This is a genomic window from Wolbachia endosymbiont (group A) of Urophora cardui (assembly GCF_964028435.1).
Lineage (GTDB): Bacteria > Pseudomonadota > Alphaproteobacteria > Rickettsiales > Anaplasmataceae > Wolbachia.
Genome location: NZ_OZ034774.1, coordinates 442,848 through 459,338 on the forward strand (window position 1 = coordinate 442,848; position 16,491 = coordinate 459,338).

At 34.5% G+C, this 16,491-nt stretch carries 15 protein-coding genes; 6 read left to right on the forward strand and 9 right to left on the reverse strand.

The genetic code is table 11. The features are described from left to right. The first annotated feature begins 156 nt into the window (after nucleotides 1-156). Nucleotides 157-1,653, forward strand: coding sequence for a proton-conducting transporter membrane subunit (locus ABWU38_RS02140; protein WP_253309487.1), 1,497 nt, complete (start codon nucleotides 157-159; stop codon nucleotides 1,651-1,653). Here ABWU38_RS02140 and ABWU38_RS02145 read toward each other — a convergent pair. From ABWU38_RS02145 to ABWU38_RS02165, 5 genes are all read right to left on the reverse strand, one after another. Beyond that, nucleotides 1,650-2,321 (reverse strand): VirB8/TrbF family protein, encoded by a 672-nt coding sequence (locus ABWU38_RS02145; RefSeq protein ID WP_253309488.1) that lies wholly within the window; start codon nucleotides 2,319-2,321, stop codon nucleotides 1,650-1,652. The genes ABWU38_RS02140 and ABWU38_RS02145 overlap by 4 nt on opposite strands. 58 nt (nucleotides 2,322-2,379) lie before the next feature. Beyond that, a complete protein-coding gene (locus ABWU38_RS02150) occupies nucleotides 2,380-3,174 on the reverse strand; it encodes a hypothetical protein (protein ID WP_253309489.1) in 795 nt (264 codons plus the stop codon). Between the two features lie 73 nt (nucleotides 3,175-3,247). Further along, a complete protein-coding gene (locus ABWU38_RS02155; protein ID WP_253309490.1) occupies nucleotides 3,248-4,069 on the reverse strand; it encodes a DNA polymerase III subunit delta' in 822 nt (273 codons plus the stop codon). Between the two features lie 17 nt (nucleotides 4,070-4,086). After that, nucleotides 4,087-4,674 (reverse strand): L-threonylcarbamoyladenylate synthase, encoded by a 588-nt coding sequence (locus tag ABWU38_RS02160; RefSeq protein ID WP_253309491.1) that lies wholly within the window; start codon nucleotides 4,672-4,674, stop codon nucleotides 4,087-4,089. Nucleotides 4,675-4,792: 118 nt separating this feature from the next. After that, entirely contained in the window at nucleotides 4,793-5,263 is a 471-nt protein-coding gene (locus ABWU38_RS02165; protein WP_353272400.1) for a hypothetical protein, read from the reverse strand. A 75-nt stretch (nucleotides 5,264-5,338) separates the two neighbouring features. Here ABWU38_RS02165 and miaA point away from each other — a divergent pair, with 75 nt between their 5' ends. After that, entirely contained in the window at nucleotides 5,339-6,232 is an 894-nt protein-coding gene (miaA, locus tag ABWU38_RS02170) for a tRNA (adenosine(37)-N6)-dimethylallyltransferase MiaA (protein ID WP_253309493.1), read from the forward strand. Nucleotides 6,233-6,235: 3 nt separating this feature from the next. Here miaA and ABWU38_RS02175 read toward each other — a convergent pair whose 3' ends face one another. Then, nucleotides 6,236-7,174, reverse strand: a complete 939-nt coding sequence (locus ABWU38_RS02175; protein WP_264688491.1) for a hypothetical protein — start codon at nucleotides 7,172-7,174, stop codon at nucleotides 6,236-6,238. A 257-nt stretch (nucleotides 7,175-7,431) separates the two neighbouring features. On the opposite strand from ABWU38_RS02175, the gene recG reads away from it, so the two are divergent. Continuing rightward, on the forward strand, nucleotides 7,432-9,471 hold the full coding sequence (recG, locus tag ABWU38_RS02180; RefSeq protein WP_353272401.1) for an ATP-dependent DNA helicase RecG: 2,040 nt from the start codon (nucleotides 7,432-7,434) through the stop codon (nucleotides 9,469-9,471). A 617-nt stretch (nucleotides 9,472-10,088) separates the two neighbouring features. Here the strand turns inward: recG and cgtA are convergent. From cgtA to murC, 3 genes are read right to left on the reverse strand one after another with little or no spacing between them, the layout of a single operon-like run. After that, nucleotides 10,089-11,111, reverse strand: a complete 1,023-nt coding sequence (gene cgtA, locus ABWU38_RS02185; protein ID WP_264688220.1) for an Obg family GTPase CgtA — start codon at nucleotides 11,109-11,111, stop codon at nucleotides 10,089-10,091. Continuing rightward, nucleotides 11,099-12,364: a phosphopyruvate hydratase gene (eno, locus tag ABWU38_RS02190; RefSeq protein WP_353272402.1), complete on the reverse strand. Its 1,266-nt coding sequence runs from the start codon at nucleotides 12,362-12,364 to the stop codon at nucleotides 11,099-11,101. The genes cgtA and eno overlap by 13 nt, the downstream gene beginning before the upstream one ends. A 4-nt stretch (nucleotides 12,365-12,368) precedes the next feature. Further along, nucleotides 12,369-13,892, reverse strand: coding sequence for a UDP-N-acetylmuramate--L-alanine ligase (murC, locus tag ABWU38_RS02195; RefSeq protein WP_353272403.1), 1,524 nt, complete (start codon nucleotides 13,890-13,892; stop codon nucleotides 12,369-12,371). 26 nt (nucleotides 13,893-13,918) lie between these two features. Between murC and ABWU38_RS02200 the strand changes: the two genes are divergently transcribed. The 3 genes from ABWU38_RS02200 to ABWU38_RS02210 all read left to right on the forward strand — a co-directional run bounded on the left by ABWU38_RS02200 (nucleotide 13,919) and on the right by ABWU38_RS02210 (nucleotide 16,489). Beyond that, complete coding sequence (locus ABWU38_RS02200) at nucleotides 13,919-14,593, forward strand: septal ring lytic transglycosylase RlpA family protein (RefSeq protein ID WP_253309498.1); 675 nt, start codon at nucleotides 13,919-13,921, stop codon at nucleotides 14,591-14,593. 363 nt (nucleotides 14,594-14,956) lie between these two features. After that, the gene (locus ABWU38_RS02205; protein WP_353272404.1) at nucleotides 14,957-15,433 is read left to right on the forward strand and encodes an AAA family ATPase; all 477 of its coding nucleotides are present in this window, start codon (nucleotides 14,957-14,959) and stop codon (nucleotides 15,431-15,433) included. A 96-nt stretch (nucleotides 15,434-15,529) separates the two neighbouring features. After that, nucleotides 15,530-16,489, forward strand: coding sequence for an IS5 family transposase (locus tag ABWU38_RS02210; protein WP_353272271.1), 960 nt, complete (start codon nucleotides 15,530-15,532; stop codon nucleotides 16,487-16,489). The last annotated feature ends 2 nt before the right edge of the window (nucleotides 16,490-16,491 follow it).

A 16,491-nucleotide genomic window follows, 5' to 3' on the forward strand; every position in this document is an offset into this window, starting at 1 on the left:
TAACGACAAATTCGTCATCCCGCTACGTGTTAGCGGGATCTAGAGATACCGCGGCGGTATAGCTATAGCATACACAAACAACTAGTTTGCCAAAAAAACATGGCGGTTTTTCTATGATTTGAGTATAATTCTAGCTTTACCTAAACAGAAAATTTAATGGACTATATCTTAATGTATCTTTCCTTACCATTTTCAATTACTGAGAATTACTTATTAATTACTGCGTTGATTCCGCTTTTAAGTGCTTTTGTTATCTTTTTTACTGGTAAATGGCCCGGAGTGAACAATAGTATTACTGTCATTTCTTCTGTACTTCTGTTTACGTATACGTGTCTGTGCACTTTATATTGGGTATATGGTGATCATTCTCAATTTATTCTCATGGATTTTGGTAATAATTTGCACATTAGTTTAAAGCTAGAGTCTACCGGAGTAATATTCAGTTTATTAATATCGTTTTTATGGATACTAACCAGTATATATGCAATATGTTATATGCAGAATAACTATGCTGATGGCAATCACTCAAGTTTTCTATGCTTTTTTTCAATATCGATTAGCTGTGCAATGTTTATTGCTTTTTCTGGAGATTTGCTCACTACATTTGTTTTTTATGAGCTTCTAACTATTAGTACATACCCTCTGGTTACTTACAACTCAACAAATGAATCAATGATTGCAGGGCGCTATTACTTTGGCGTGCTATTTTTCTCTTCTTTAGTATTATTTTTTCCTGCAATAGGCCTTTTATATAATGAATTTCATACTTTAGACTTTGTAAGTGGTGGAATATTCAAATTTGATACTTCACTCATCACTTTCATTGCAGTGTGTTTTGCTATGCTGATTTATGGAATAGGAAAAGCTGCATTAATGCCAATGCATTTTTGGTTACCAAAAGCAATGGTTGCACCAACTCCTGTGAGTGCACTATTACATGCTGTTGCTGTTGTGAAATCCGGAGTTTTCATCATCATAAAAGTTATATTATACACTTTCGGCGTCGATAATATACAACGTTTTGTGCAGCAAAATTGGTTTGCTGGAGGGTGGCTTCCGTACGCTGCTGGATTTACTATTATTACTGCATCATTGATTGCATTAAAGCAAAAAGAATTAAAGAAATTGCTTGCTTACTCTACCATCTCTCAATTGTCGTATATTATATTATTTGCTTCAATTTTTAGTGAGCTCAGCATGAGGGTTGCAATTTTTCAATTAGTTTGCCACGCATTTGCAAAAATCACTTTGTTTTTCATTGCCGGAGCAATAATAACGAAAACAGGTGAGAAATATATAGATAAGATTCACGGTATAGGACGCAGTATGCCAATTAACATGACAGCATTTGCTATAGGTGCATTGTCTATGATAGGGGTGCCGCCTGCTCCGACTTTTTGGGGTAAATTTCTCATTTTTCAAGCTGTTTTCAACTCTGGCAATGTAATACTTTCTGTGTTTGTAACTCTAGTGTTAATTGTTAGTACTATACTTAACGCTCTGTACTTTTTACCGATAATTTACAATGCCTTTTTCTTAAAACCTTCTCAGAATTACTTTATTAAAAAAACGCCAATTCTTCTAGTTTTACCTCCAGTTATTACTGCTACATGCACTTTAGTTATTTTTTTTAGCTACCAAGTAATATTTTAAAATCTGTATTTATAACCATTAACAATAAATTTAAATGGTATTATACCAGCCAGAGTTGCTTTTATACTCGACAAAGTGAAGCTAATCTCCACAGTATGATCTTTCACCTCCTTATTTTGCTCGGTTGTAAAAACTACAGTAGCATTTCCAGCAAATGTAACTAAGTCCTTGGTCGATCGATCAATAGATAATGTTATTACATTTATGTTGGCAGTTTTTCTTTTGGATGAAGGTGAACTAACAGCTTCATTGTTCGTTTTTTCCTGAAAGCCTTGATAGATTTTATGTATAGAATTGTTTCTTATAAAATTTTCTTGGTACTTCGGTTCAACGATCTTAATGGACTCGTATATTTCAATGTATTTACTTATTAAGTACCTCGCTGTGGAAGTGTATTCATCTTCCTTTTTACTGAAACTAAGCTTATGCATTGCAGAGAACTCATCTTCTGTGTGGTTCATGTACTTCACAAAATTTAAATCTTTTTTAACAGGAAATAACAGGTATATGTTTAATATTAATAAACATAAGCATACTAGGAGAAGCGATACTATTAATGCCATCCAAGATCTTTCTGCTACACAAAACAGATACCTATGGCAGTACCATTCGACTGCTTTACTGAAATAACTTTTGTTTTTTACTGATTCAAGCAATTTATCTTCCATAACACAATGCTACCAAACCCAATTATAATAACAATAAGATTAGATACTCTAAAAAACTTTAAAATATGTCTAAATTTTCCAAAATAGGATGAATGATTATATCACCTTGTTCCGCAATAAGGTAGAATTTATCGATTTTGCTCACATCTACATTGATCATTTTTACACTGAAATTTTCAGGATTGTAAATATTACTTTCAGCACTTTTGTGATAATTATAATAATGTAATTTATTTTGATCATCAAAATAACCAAATTCATCAGCGAGGGTTCCCACTTTGCTACCTTTACCACTTTTGACTAGCTCAAATAGATCAATTGCATGGTTTTGAGATCCAGGCTCAATAGGCCCTTCTGCAGCAAAAAACTTAGGTGCATGACCAACGTATTCCTTAAATTTTAGATTATGAGTCTTTTTTACACTACCAAAATCCACAAACTTATATTCATCTGAAACGCCAGAATATTGTGGATCATACTTTTTATATTCAAAGAACTCATTACCTAAAAAATTACAAAACGTTAATTTATAATCATCATGATCGGATTTAACGACTTTAAGGTAATGAAAATCTCTAGGAATCTTTACTTCCTCTTCCGTGATATGATTACGTACAACAAGCTCACCATTTAGCATATGATAGCCAATTTTTGGCAAAGTAGCTATATTGATTGCCTTGTTTAGCTTAAAATTTGCTTCATAAATGCCGCTTAACAACTCCTTTCCTTTTTCTAAGGTGACGTCCTGGTCTAAAGCTATATTCTTGATTGAACTTAATTCTTTCTGCATGTTTAGTATGGCTTTCGTCAAAACTTCTATTGATTGCCATACAGTTAATTTATTATCAGTCAAATTATATACTTTGAGTATTAAATTAACAGAATTTTATCATGAATTTATGTTAAAAGTATTATACTTTGTAAACTTATGTCATGATATTAACTACATTAGCTAAAACATGCTTTTTATCTAAGTGAAGTTGCTTAGCAACAACAAAAAGTTCATCTATTTTTTTCCACTGACCTAGTAAAATTTCAACACCATTTACCTCTCTCTTTATGCTTTCTAAAATGAAGGCCTGAATTATATATGATGCTAGTTCTAGTTCGATTTCGCTATTAATTACTTTATTAATCATATTGGGATTCTTTAAATCATGAAGAAATTTATAAAAGCATTTGTATGCTTCATAAGCATCACTACTTATTGCATTTATTATCATTCCTGGCATTCCAGGAAATAAAGTAATCATTTCGTCAAACGTTTGATCATCAAATTTACATTGAGATGAAGCAACTTGCTTTGTTTCGTCATAAGTTAATGGAAGTAAATTTAGCTGAAAGCACCTACACTGGATAGTAGTTTGTATATCATATGGCTTATGGCTAATTATAAATATCTTAGAATTTTTTGGCGGCTCTTCTAATATTTTCAATATTGCGTTTTTAGCGTTATTAGTCATTGCCTCTAAGCTATCTATTATAGCTATTTTGTGTTCTGATTGAATGGGACTTAAGTGTAGAAAGTTTTTCATTTCTCTGACTTTTTCTATTCCGATAGTATCACCTTCAACAATGTGTAAGTCCAATGCTACTTCATTATAGCTTTTTATGAGTAACCAATTGGAGAAGGATTTTGCAAGTGTTGCTTTTCCTATACCTTTTTTACCACAGATCAGCCAAGACTGAACAGATAAGTTGTTCATTAATTTTTTTTTGGCCTGGTTGTGACCTATTACTTTTTTCATTCTTTCTCCTATAGATCTTAGTTTGAAAATGCATTGGTTACTGTTTGTAATAAAATTGCACCTTCCCTTAAAACCTTAATCTTATCTTCGGTTAAGTCAATAATAGTAGATTCTATACCAGAAACTAATTCATCATCTTCAATCACTGCAGATAAATGTTGCTTAATGGATTGTGGTATATCGTCTGCCTTACATACACTTTTTTCTCCTGAAATATTTATACTAGTTGCAACTATTGGAACTTTCAGTTTGTTTAGTATTGAAATTGCAATAGGATGCTCAGGGATTCTGATGCCTATACTATCTTTAAAGAATTCGTTTGGCAATATATTATTGTTTTTAAGTGGTAAAATATAGGTAATCGGTCCAGGAGAAAAGTGATTTACTAAACCAATATACTTTTTCTCTAGCTTTGCTATTCTCATCAAGCTGCAAATATCACTAACAAATATAGACAGTGGTTTATTTTGAGAGCGTTTCTTTATCTGATATATTTTTCCTATAGATTCATTATTTAATGCATTACAAGCAAGAGCATACACTGTTTCTGTTGGAAAACACACTAACAAGTTGTTCTGTATTGCATTTATTATTTTAGATACCATATAGCTAAAAACTTATTCATAACAACTAGATCAGTTTTGTTGCATTGTATCTTATATAGTAACTGCTAGTTTTTGTGAACGCAATGCAACGCAGCTTACCATTTGTTATGCAGACTTGCTACAACCCAAACTCTTCATTGATTTTATCAACTATTGCCTGTGGTGGATCCTCTCCCCATCCTGAATACAAAATCTCTCCATAGTCTGCAACATCTATAGAGCCAGTTCTGCTTTTTGCTAGAAACATTTCTCTTTTCTCTTTATCAACTAATACATAATGCCACGCTGATTTTCCACGATCTTTACCACGGACTAAATATATAAGATCTGACCTACTTCTTTTTGTTGCATCAGCAAAAGATCTTTCATTGACAGTTCTGCTTTTACTTTTTATGCCGCCACTTTCAGAAAAAGCTTCCTTGGATTCGGTTTTTTTGTTTGCTAATTCAGAAATTCCCCCTTTTTCCCCTAATGCCCGTTCTTTGGTGTTTTGAGACGAATACTTACTGGAAAAACCTTCCCCTGTACCGCCAGGAGTCCTGTTTGTGAAACGCTTAATAAATGAATTATTGTCGTTGTTTTCTGCCATAAAAATCTCCAAACTTTAGATTGTAGGACCCAAATTTTTACTACACTCTATCATATGTTAATTAAATTAATATAAATGAAAAATAATATAGTAATTATTACAGGAATTACAGCTTCAGGTAAATCAGAATTGTGTGATAACCTGATAAAAAAATATAATAATATCAGCATAATAAATTGTGATTCAAAGCAGGTATATGAAGAAATTCCCATAATTACTGCTCAACCACTAAAGCAAGAAGAATTTTATAAATTATATGGTTATGTTTCAGCAAAAGAAAATTATTCCGTGGGTCTATGGTTAGAGGATTTAGAAAAAGAAGTTAATCACGCATTAGAAAATGCTCAAATACCTATCATCACTGGAGGAAGCGGGCTTTACATCAGCAGTTTAATCAAAGGCTTATCATCAATGCCACAAATAAGTCAGAAAGTAAGGAAAAATGTAAGCGAATTAAGGAAAAATTTAAGTAAAGAGGAGTTTTACAAATTAGTGCTAAGCAAAGATCCAAGGATTCAAGGTAAAGTATTCATGAATGACTCGCACCGCCTTTCAAGGGCACTTGAAGTTATCACTGAAACTGGTAAGACAATCTTTGTATGGCAAGAAAATAGACAGCCTCCTTTATTCGATAATTTTAAGATATATACAATTTTGCCTAAACGTGAGGATGTATACCAAAAAATAAATTCTCGTTTTATCAAAATGATCGAAAATGGAGCAATTGATGAAGTAAAAAAGCTACTTAGTATGAACTTAGCTCCACATTTGCCAGCTATGAAAGCACATGGAGTGCCAGAAATTGTAAAGTATTTGAAAGGTGAGATTACTTTAGACGAAGCGATACAGATTGCTCAAACAAACACAAGACACTACGCAAAACGCCAGTACACTTGGTTTAAAAACCAGTTCCCAAGTTCTGAAGTAATTGATTGTGCAAATGAGCTAACAGCGCTTGAAATATTTTAATTGTTAGTTTCCAGGTGTATTTCCATGCTCATTGCTATGAATGGGCGGTTCCATATTTTCCAGATGGCTGTTTACTTCTAGTGGATTACCTAAACTATGTTCTATCTCTGCTTCAAACTTAAATCCTAACTTCTCGCAAAATTTCTGGAAATACTCTTTAATAATATCAAATAAATTTTTGCCATCAATTTTGTAATTTTTCAGTTCTCGAGGAGCAGTAAGTAACAATTTACCATCTTTATATGTTACATCATTTTTCTCATCTTGGAATGCAAGTGTAAACTCTAATGAGCTATTTATCTGACAAACTTCTTCTTCTGGATTATCAGATTTTACCGTAGGCACTGCCATCTCAGATTTGACTTTTACATGATTTGGATCAGTGCAATCAATAACTATTGTTTTTTGAGGACTTAGTAGCGTAAATTCGGACTGGCGAAATGCTTGAAAGAGAACATCAGTGAATAAAGTGCCTTCATACCCTGCTTGATTACAATTAGTAATTAGCTCTTCTAGAATAGAATCACTTGGAACTTTTGCTTCAGCATATTTAAACATTTCCTTAAAAACTTCTTTTGCAAACGGGCGATAATTTCTGGCTTCTTCCTTTGGTAATAGGTGAGCATACTCCTTGCCTAAATTGTAAAATCTCTCAAATTCCTTTTCATACTGGTCAGTTTTTTTATGATCAGGAGTATTGTCATTTTCACAATATTCGCTCCAAATTTTATCGAATTCACGTTGCTTAGCTCCTTCCATCAACGCACTAGTTAAAGTTTGGTCTATACTTTTACCATTAATAACAAAATCCATTCTATTGATGTCTTTATACATCTGTTCACCAGAGTTTGCTTCAGCATTATCTTTACCAGCTCTTAATTTGCCAAAATCAAACTCTTCTGCTTGAGCCCTTAATGTAACTACTGGATTGGTACTATTCATTTCTATCATAGACCTATTAACATCATAATTAATTATATCATAAATTATTAATAATTCAATAAAATACCTGCTATAAGCCCTATGATAGCAAATATAGTTAGGGGTAACTTAGGCTTACTGACAACCGTCATCCCGCTGCTTGTTAGCACCGCGGTGGTATGATGTTAGAGAGCTGTGCTAGCTATAGTGCATACCTGACCATAAGGTGACAAGATTTTAAAAAGGCTCTATTATTGATAAACAGTTTTTACACATGTATGAATCTCAATGAGCAATTAGATGTGCTGGCTTTTCTAAATGGCAAGCTGGAAAATATGCTTAAGTTCCATTCCGCAATATTACCTAAACTCTGTGGTGGGAACAAAGTGGTGGACCTGCTGTTTTATAGGCCGCTTGGTTATATAGATAGAAGTAAGTCACTACTTGATACTCGAGTTGGAGAATTTACAACTTTCATGGCAAAAGTTTATGAGCATCAGTCGCCCACTTTTAGAGGTAGACCATATAAAATAGTCGTTGAAAGTGAGAGTCAGTATATATTCATAGTCTTTTTTAATCACTCAGTTAAGTATTTATATAAACTATTTCCAGTTGGAGCCTATGTAATCATCAGTGGCAAACTCGAAAAATTTGCTGAGCATTGGCAGATTACTCATCCAGATTACGTGTCGCTTGACATCAACCAATTTAAAGAAATAGCTCGCATAGAGCCAGTCTACCAATTATGCCGTGGCATTACCAATAAGAGCATTGGAAACATAATAAGCTCTAACCTGAAAGAATTGCCTGATTTGCCAGAGTGGATAGATGATACATTAATCAAGCAAAAAAAATGGCTAAGTTGGAGGGAAAGCATCATAAAGTTGCACAGACCAAGCTCATTGGCGGAAGCCGAGGTTTGTAGAAAAAGGCTTGCTTATGATGAATTGTTTGCGTATCAGCTAGCACTGAAACTTGCAAGAGAAAATCATGTAAAAAAAAGGGGAAGAGAATTTATAGTATTGAATAAATATAAAGAGCAAGTTTTAAATGAATTATCGTTTCAATTAACAAACGATCAAATTCGTGCAATAGATGAAATTTCAGAGAGGCAAAAATCCAAGTATCGCATGATGAGCTTGCTGCAAGGTGATGTTGGTAGTGGCAAAACCGTAGTTGCACTTTTTGCGATGCTAAATGTGGTAGAAAACAACATGCAGGTAGCTCTAATGGCACCGACTACTATCTTGGCGGAGCAACATTATAATTGGATTGAGGAAGTTTTATCCTGTACCGATATAAAAGTTGCGCTGCTTACTGGTAAAACTTCGCGCAAGGAAAGAAAGATTATCATGAACGAACTTGCAAGTGGTGTTTTAAATATAGTGATTGGCACCCACGCGTTATTTCAAGCTAACGTTACATTTAAAAATTTAGGGCTTGCAGTCATAGACGAGCAACAGCGATTTGGAGTGATGCAGAGAAATCGCTTGGTAGGAAAAGGAGAAAATGCCGATATACTTTTCGTTACTGCAACTCCCATTCCAAGAACCTTGCAGCAAGCTATGTATGGTGACGTTGAATGTTCAATTTTGAGAGAAAAACCAAAATCCAGATTGCCAATAAAAACTGTAACTATGAACATTAGTAGGGTGCCAGATGTTATTGAAAAGCTAAAAGGTGCTATAAACAGGGGCGAAAAAGCATATTGGATTTGTCCATATATAGAAGAAAACGAAGAGACCAATATTGCTGCAGCAGAGATGCGTTTTCAGGAATTACAAAAAACATTTTTTGATAGAGTCGGGATAATACACGGAAAATTGACTCAGGAGCAGAAAGATCAAGTTATGTTTTCCTTCAAAAGAAATGAATTTTCTTTGCTTGTTGCAACCACTGTGATAGAAGTTGGTATAGATGTGCCAGATGCAACCATTATGATTATAGAAAATGCAGAGCAATTTGGGTTATCGCAATTACATCAGTTAAGAGGCAGAGTAGGGCGAGGAAACAAGCCATCTTTTTGTGTATTATTATACGATAATTTAAGTAAAAGCTCATCTTCAAAGTTAAAGATCATGTGTGAGTCACAGGACGGATTTTACATTGCTGAAAGGGATATGATGCTAAGAGGCAGTGGAGATATTTTAGGCACAAAACAATCAGGATGTATGGAATTTAAATTTGCTGATTTATATCAGGACAAAGAGCTGCTCAATCTCGCGTATAATAACGCAAAAGGCGCAATGGCTAATTTTGAATTACTGCTTGATATATTTGAATATAGAAGTAGATTACATTTTTCAAAATTTCAGTAGGAAAACCAGGTAGCTCGCAGAAACGAATTAAATGCAAAAATTCCTTGACAAACTCCGCCAGCCCCCTTATCATGATAGTGAAGGTATTCAGTTATCTTCATCTGTGCAGATTAAACAGCAAGAAAACAACGTAGTTGGCGTCTTATTTTTAATTTTTTGCACTATGTGCACCTTATGTCTTCACAACATTTCTGGGTTTTTACCTATATAAGCTGAAACGCGCTTATAAGTCGTTTAAGACAGTATAGTACGCCAATTTGCAGGATTAGAGAGTGACAACTAGCTAACACGGGATTTCTTTTGCCTTTTTTTCTGCTTAGTAAATTTCTTAAACATTTAAACTAAGGTTAGTTGCATTAAAAAGCAGCTGAGTCGCGGTTATTAGACGTTTAAAACATAAAAAAACGCCAATACTGAAAATAGACAATGACTAGGGCTTCTTTTGCCTTTTTTTTCGTTTGGTAAATTTCTTAAATATTTATAGCTAACATGAACTGGGCAGTGCGTCACGCGCTGACCATTTACTGTGCAAATCACCTTCAAAAACAAACGTTCGTACACATATATTCTAGTTATATGATAAAATAAATGAAAAACATCAATTATCTAAATGAAATTCACATCTTAAAAGGATCATATACATCGATTTCCTTAGAATTACTCTTTTTCAATTTTTCACTTAATAATCTTAAAATAGGCTGTAAATCACCATTAATTGATAAGCACAGCACTTCTTTATTGAGATAATTAGCTAGGTGATTCTTCTTTTCCAGAATTTCTGCTTCCCTCAATAAGTCGCATTTGTTTAATACTACAATCTCTTCTTTTTCAACAAGATCACTATTGTAAAGTTCCAATTCATTATGGATACAACTATAAGCCGAAACAACGTCATCGTGAGTTACATCGATTAAATGAAGTAAAATTTGACACCTTTCTATGTGCTTTAAAAATTTATGCCCGAGCCCAACTCCAAGGTGAGCATCAGTAATTATTCCAGGAATATCTGCTATTACAACTTCGCTATCATCCACTTTTGTCACACCTAAGTGGGGTCTTACGGTGGTAAATGGATAATCGCCTACTTTTGTATCGGAATTTGAGCAGCGAGTCAAAAATTTTGATTTACCTGCGTTTGGCATGCCAATAATTCCAACATCTGATAAAACTTTTAGTTTTAATAATACATGTTTTTCTTCGCCAGGCTGACCGTAAGTAAAATGTCTTGGTGCCTTATTAGTAGAAGATTTAAAATTAGTATTTCCAAGTCCACCTTTTCCACCCTGTGCTACTTGAAATTCCATACCAGGCTTGTCAAGATCTACTATTATCTCTTCACTTTCTTCATCAATTATTTGTGCACCGACTGGAACTCGAAGTATAACGTCTTTCCCTGCTGTGCCAGATCTATCCCTGCCTGCACCATTTTTCCCATTATCTGCTTTAATGTGTCTTCTATAACGAAAATGAAGCAAAGTGTTGAGATTAGCGTCGCTGATGAAAACTATGTTTCCACCCTTTCCTCCATTACCACCATTTGGACCACCAAATTCAACGAACTTTTCTCGACGAAAACTTGCACAACCGTCACCACCATCACCGGCTTTTAAGTACAATTTTACTTCGTCTATAAAACCCATGCTAACCCATGATAATATTTAGCATCTTTTTCTAATGTGCCTTCTATTCTCATTAGCTCGTTATACTTCGCGAGCCTATCAGAACGCGACAGCGACCCGGTTTTTATTTGCCCGCAATTTGATGCAACTGCTATATGAGATATTGTTGTGTCTTCTGTTTCACCTGAGCGGTGAGAAATAACAGCTTTGTAGTTGTTTGATTTTGCCATTTCAATAGCAGCAAAAGTTTCTGTTAACGTCCCTATTTGATTTGGCTTGATCAGTACAGCATTTGCCATTTTTTCTTCTATTCCTTTGCCTATTAGTTCACAATTTGTAACAAATAAATCATCCCCAACCAATTGAATTTTACTCCCCAATTTTGCAGTAAGTAATTTCCAACCTTCGTAATCGTCTTCACTCATTGCATCTTCTATAGAAATTATTGGATATCTTTCCACAAGACTACAACAATATTCAGTCAATTCTTTTGAAGTAAGCTCTTTATTTTCAAATTTGTAAATTCCATCTTCATAAAAAGTAGATGAAGCAACATCAAGGCCTAGTGCAAAATCACTTTGCGCTGAATAACCTGCTGATTCTATAGCGTATATGATCAAGTCAAGTGCTTCTTCAGTACTTTCAATATTTGGTGCAAAACCGCCTTCATCTCCTACGTTTGTGCTATAACCCTTTTTCTTAAGAATGCTACGTAAGTTGTGGAACACCTCCGCAGATATTCTGATTGCTTCACTGAAAGTCTCAGCACCGACCGGAAGAATCATGAATTCTTGGAAATCGAGCTTATTGTCTGCATGTACTCCACCATTAATTATGTTAATGAGTGGAACCGGCATCTGCTCTCCTCCCAAATATCTATACAACGGTATTTTGAAACTGTTTGCTGCTGCTTTTGCAACCGCAAGAGACACACCCAAAGTTGCATTTGCTCCAAGTTTAGATTTATTTTTTGTTCCATCTAGTTCAATTAATGCTTTATCAATTGCACTTTGGTTTGTTGCATCCATGCCAATGATTTCATTTGCTATCACTCCATTTACAGCTTGAACAGCTTTCAGCACTCCTTTACCACAATACCTTTTCTCATCTTGGTCTCTGAGTTCCAAGGCTTCTAATTTACCAGTTGAAGCTCCAGAAGGTACAGAGGCCCTACCTATTGCTCCATCACAGAGTTCAATTTCCACCTCAACAGTGGGGTAACCCCTGCTATCTAAAATTTCTCTTGCAAATACGTTGTTGATTATCTTATTCATCGCATTAAACCTTAACTTCCGCAATAAGTGCTGCAGTTTCCTTTGCCAATTTAGCTATATTACTACCAGCACCAATAAATAATACTATATCACCTGGACTTGTCGAATCACTAATAAAATGTGAAATGAGTAGAGCATCATTCATAATCTTTACATCATTAAACCCATTACTGATTAAAGCTTTTTGTATATCATCAATCCCACAACCAGGAATAGGCTTGTCTTCTGGGGGATGAATAGGAGTAAGGATTACATAGTCAAACATCATAAAGATCCTTATGAATTCACCAAAAAAATTACGAACGCGAGCAAAACGAAGTGGTTCGATAATTCCTATTACTTTTCCTTTAGTAATCGAACGTGCAGCCGTTAAAGTTGCATATATTTCATTTGGATGATGGGCATAATCCTCAATTAACTTAACACCTTTAATATTGGCAATCAAAGAGAATCTTCTTGCTACTCCTTGAAATTCCAAAAGGCCTTTTTTAATCTCTGCATTGCTAATCCCGAGCTTTATCGCAACTGATATTGCAGCCAAGGCGTTACTCATTTTGTGAATACCTATTGCGTTTGATAGTACTATGTTTTTTAAAGGGCTGGATCCCAGTGTCACGCACTGGGATGACAGAGGGTGATGGGATGACAGAAGGTGATGGGATGACACCTGCTTTTTTGTCATGCAAGTAGCTGATGCTGGAATCCAGTTGTTCAACACGTTAAATTCTATGCTGTTAGCATGCTGTTTAATGTTGCTGGCTCTTATGCTACCATTCTCAAACCCAAACGTTATAGAATTACTCGCATCATAATTAATGCCTACAGAATCAGGCAAAACTGCAAAACCTGCTTTGCTTATAAACTGAGAAAACGCATTTTTAATATCGTCGAATGTACCATAATGATCCATATGATCGTCGTTAATACTCGTTATGACAGCAATATTTGCAGGAATTTTTAGCATGGTTCCATCAGACTCATCAGCTTCGATTAAAAAAATGTCACTCTTTCCAAGTCTTGAATTACTCTGATACGAATTTAGTATTCCTCCTACAATTACAGTCGCATCAATGCCAGAATGATCAAAAATAGAAGCAATCATAGCCGTTGTTGTCGTTTTTCCACTTGAACCTGAAACTGCTATCACATATTTATCTTTCATAATTTCAGCAAGTATGTCTGATCTATGCAAAATGGTTTTATTGTTATTTCTCGCTGTTACTAACTCCACATTATCAGATTCTATCGCAGAAGAATGTACAACTATTTGAGCTTGGCTTATATTATTAGCATTGTGACCAATAAAAACCTCTATGCCCAGCCTTTGTAATCTATCTACATTGTTGTTTGATTGTGCATCACTGCCTTGAACTTTGTAATTGGAATTGTGAAGAATTTCAGCAATGGCACTCATTCCGATTCCACCTATACCAATTATATGTATTATTCTTTTTTGAGTTTTGTTAATATTTAGCAGTAGATGTTTACTCATTACTAAATTTATTATAGTATAATTTAAAATCCTCATAGTATCGAACCCTCTTACCGAATACAATGATAAAAAACCTAGCCTTCCTATGTCTAATATTTGTTTTGATAAGTAGTTGCAGTTTTAGCAACAGGTTTAATTGCACTGCAGGTCATTATAAAATTGGCTGCAGCTACACAATAAATGGTATAACTTATTATCCAAAAAACTGTAAACACTATGAAGAGATAGGGATAGCGTCGTGGTATGGAATAGAAGATCATGGCACGCTTACAGCAAATGGTGAAGTGTTTAACCGTCACTTGATCTCTGCAGCACATAAGACTTTGCCCCTACCCTGCTTTGCTCTTGTCACTAATTTAGAAAATGGAAGAAAGCTTGTTGTAAGGATTAACGATAGAGGGCCTTTTATTGAAGGCAGAATAATAGACTTATCAGAAAAAGCAGCTCAAGTCTTAGGATTTCATAAAGTAGGGCTTGCAAAGGTAAAAGTCCAATACCTAAGAAAGATGTCAGAACAATTGATACAAAATACTCCTCATTACAGAAAGCAATATGAAAAAGAAATGCAGAAACGTCACCCGAAACAAGACAGTGCAGAAAGTAAGGGATATGTTGCATTTTTTAAAAGTGCTCAGGCTGCTAAATCAGCTGCATCAAAGCTTCGCAATCAAGGAATAAAAAATGTTAGATTGCTTTTTAAGAACGATCAATATTGCGTGAAAGTGAGTTATAGGTAGTGGTGAGTGCAGAATTCGAAAGATTTGGTTAATGTAAGAAACGCTGGCTAACTATTGTAAGTTAAAAATGTGATATAAAAAAGATATCAACAATTTATAGCTATACCGCCGCGGCGCTAACACGTAGCGGAATGACGAGTTACTATACCACCGCGAACCGTCATACCGCCGCGAACCGTCATACCGCGATTCATTCGCGGTATCCCAGCATAGATTCCGCTAACACGTAGCGGAATGACGGTTTTTCAAATTGTCGTAAGTCAGTTTAGCTATAGCACTATAGAGACAAAGATCGAAATTTACTTATTTACGTCTCCAATTTCATTGTGTATAATGGAGACAAAGATTTATATTTTGTATTTTATGTCTCCATCATTTATTGGTAGGCAAACCGAGTTGAAGCAACTGCTGGAGCTTACGGAAAAAAACACTGCATCTTTTGTAGTAGTCAAAGGAAGGCGTCGTATAGGAAAAAGTCGTTTAATTCAAGAGTTTGGTAAACATTTCGAACAACATTACTCATTTGCAGGTTTGCCACCAGAAAAGCATACTACAACATCCCACCAACTTAATGAATTTTCTAGACAAGTTGCTAGACAATTTAATACATCTTTTGCTAGATATGACGACTGGAGTGACTTACTATGGGCAGTTGGTGAACGTTTACTATCTGGCAAAATATTATTGCTCCTTGATGAAATTTCTTGGATGGGCTCAAAAGATCCAACTTTTTTAGGCAAAATAAAGAATTTTTGGGATACACAGCTAAAAAATAATAACAAGCTAATTTTTGTTGTCTGTGGATCAGCTTCATCCTGGATGGCTTTGTTGCATAGCTAGTGTTGGTTGAGGTTATTGTAAGAAGAAAAGCTTTTTAATATATGGCTACTAACGCATTTTGTTGTAAAATAGGCATTTTTCAAACAAGTACAACTTATGCCACAAAAAATGAGAGTAAGTAACCAAAGAGAATATAACGAGTTTCTCAAAAAAAGAGGAAATGTTTTTCATTTTGTTAATCAAGCCATAGAAAATTGGTATGAAAATAGTCCAAAAGTTGCAGGTGGCAATAACACTTATAGTGATAAAGTTGTAATTTTAATACACATAATAGTTCATCTTTTTAGAATTGGCTTGAGACAAGCTGTAGGTTTTGTAAAAGGTTATATGGTACAAATAGGCAAAAAACTTAAGATTATCAGCTATACACAAGCTTCCAGAAGATTTAAAAAGCTTAATTTGAAGATTGATGACCATAGAAGCAATAAAGATGATCTGGAAAATGTTGAAATTGCCGTAGATAGCACTAGAGTTAGTATCTACAATAAGAACGGTGGGCATAGTAAGCTTAATATTCGAAAAAGAAAATACAGTGGTTATGGTCAAGTAAGAAAATTACATGTTGTTTTAAACATAAATGATAAGAAAGCAATAAGCATGAACTACACTAGTGGTGTTGCTGTAGACTATTTGCCGGTCTGCGATATGTTAGAAGAAGTCAGTGATAAATATAACATTTGTTCTATTCGAGCAGATGCGGCTTATGATATAAAAAGTGTGTATAAAGAATGCAGAAAATACAATATTGTGCCTATTATTCGCCCTAGGAAGGATACTAAAATTTGTTTAGCTGACTACTTATCAGAAAGAAACAAGTATATTAGTAGAATTAGGTCATATGAGAATTATGAAGATGGTATTAATGAATGGAAGAAAAAAGTTAAGTATGGAGCACGGTCTTATATTGAAGTCTTTTTCTATAGGTTGAAGCAAATATTTGGGTTTGGCTTGAAAAATAAATCAGAGGTAAATCGTGAAAAAGAGCTGTTAATTAAGTGCTACTTATTGAACAAATTTACTGATATAGGTATGGCTAAATTTAAATTAGCTGCGTAAAT

Excerpts from the sequence above, each read along its gene's own strand:
- ABWU38_RS02140 (WP_253309487.1), top strand. The coding sequence starts at position 157 with ATGGACTATATCTTAATGTATCTTTCCTTACCATTTTCAATTACTGAG.
- ABWU38_RS02200 (WP_253309498.1), top strand. The coding sequence starts at position 13,919 with ATGATAAAAAACCTAGCCTTCCTATGTCTAATATTTGTTTTGATAAGT.
- ABWU38_RS02145 (WP_253309488.1), bottom strand. The coding sequence starts at position 2,321 with ATGGAAGATAAATTGCTTGAATCAGTAAAAAACAAAAGTTATTTCAGT.
- recG (WP_353272401.1), top strand. The coding sequence starts at position 7,432 with ATGAATCTCAATGAGCAATTAGATGTGCTGGCTTTTCTAAATGGCAAG.
- ABWU38_RS02160 (WP_253309491.1), bottom strand. The coding sequence starts at position 4,674 with ATGGTATCTAAAATAATAAATGCAATACAGAACAACTTGTTAGTGTGT.
- murC (WP_353272403.1), bottom strand. The coding sequence starts at position 13,892 with ATGAGGATTTTAAATTATACTATAATAAATTTAGTAATGAGTAAACAT.
- ABWU38_RS02165 (WP_353272400.1), bottom strand. The coding sequence starts at position 5,263 with ATGGCAGAAAACAACGACAATAATTCATTTATTAAGCGTTTCACAAAC.
- ABWU38_RS02155 (WP_253309490.1), bottom strand. The coding sequence starts at position 4,069 with ATGAAAAAAGTAATAGGTCACAACCAGGCCAAAAAAAAATTAATGAAC.
- ABWU38_RS02210 (WP_353272271.1), top strand. The coding sequence starts at position 15,530 with ATGCCACAAAAAATGAGAGTAAGTAACCAAAGAGAATATAACGAGTTT.
- ABWU38_RS02175 (WP_264688491.1), bottom strand. The coding sequence starts at position 7,174 with ATGAATAGTACCAATCCAGTAGTTACATTAAGGGCTCAAGCAGAAGAG.
- miaA (WP_253309493.1), top strand. The coding sequence starts at position 5,339 with ATGAAAAATAATATAGTAATTATTACAGGAATTACAGCTTCAGGTAAA.
- eno (WP_353272402.1), bottom strand. The coding sequence starts at position 12,364 with ATGAATAAGATAATCAACAACGTATTTGCAAGAGAAATTTTAGATAGC.
- cgtA (WP_264688220.1), bottom strand. The coding sequence starts at position 11,111 with ATGGGTTTTATAGACGAAGTAAAATTGTACTTAAAAGCCGGTGATGGT.
- ABWU38_RS02205 (WP_353272404.1), top strand. The coding sequence starts at position 14,957 with ATGTCTCCATCATTTATTGGTAGGCAAACCGAGTTGAAGCAACTGCTG.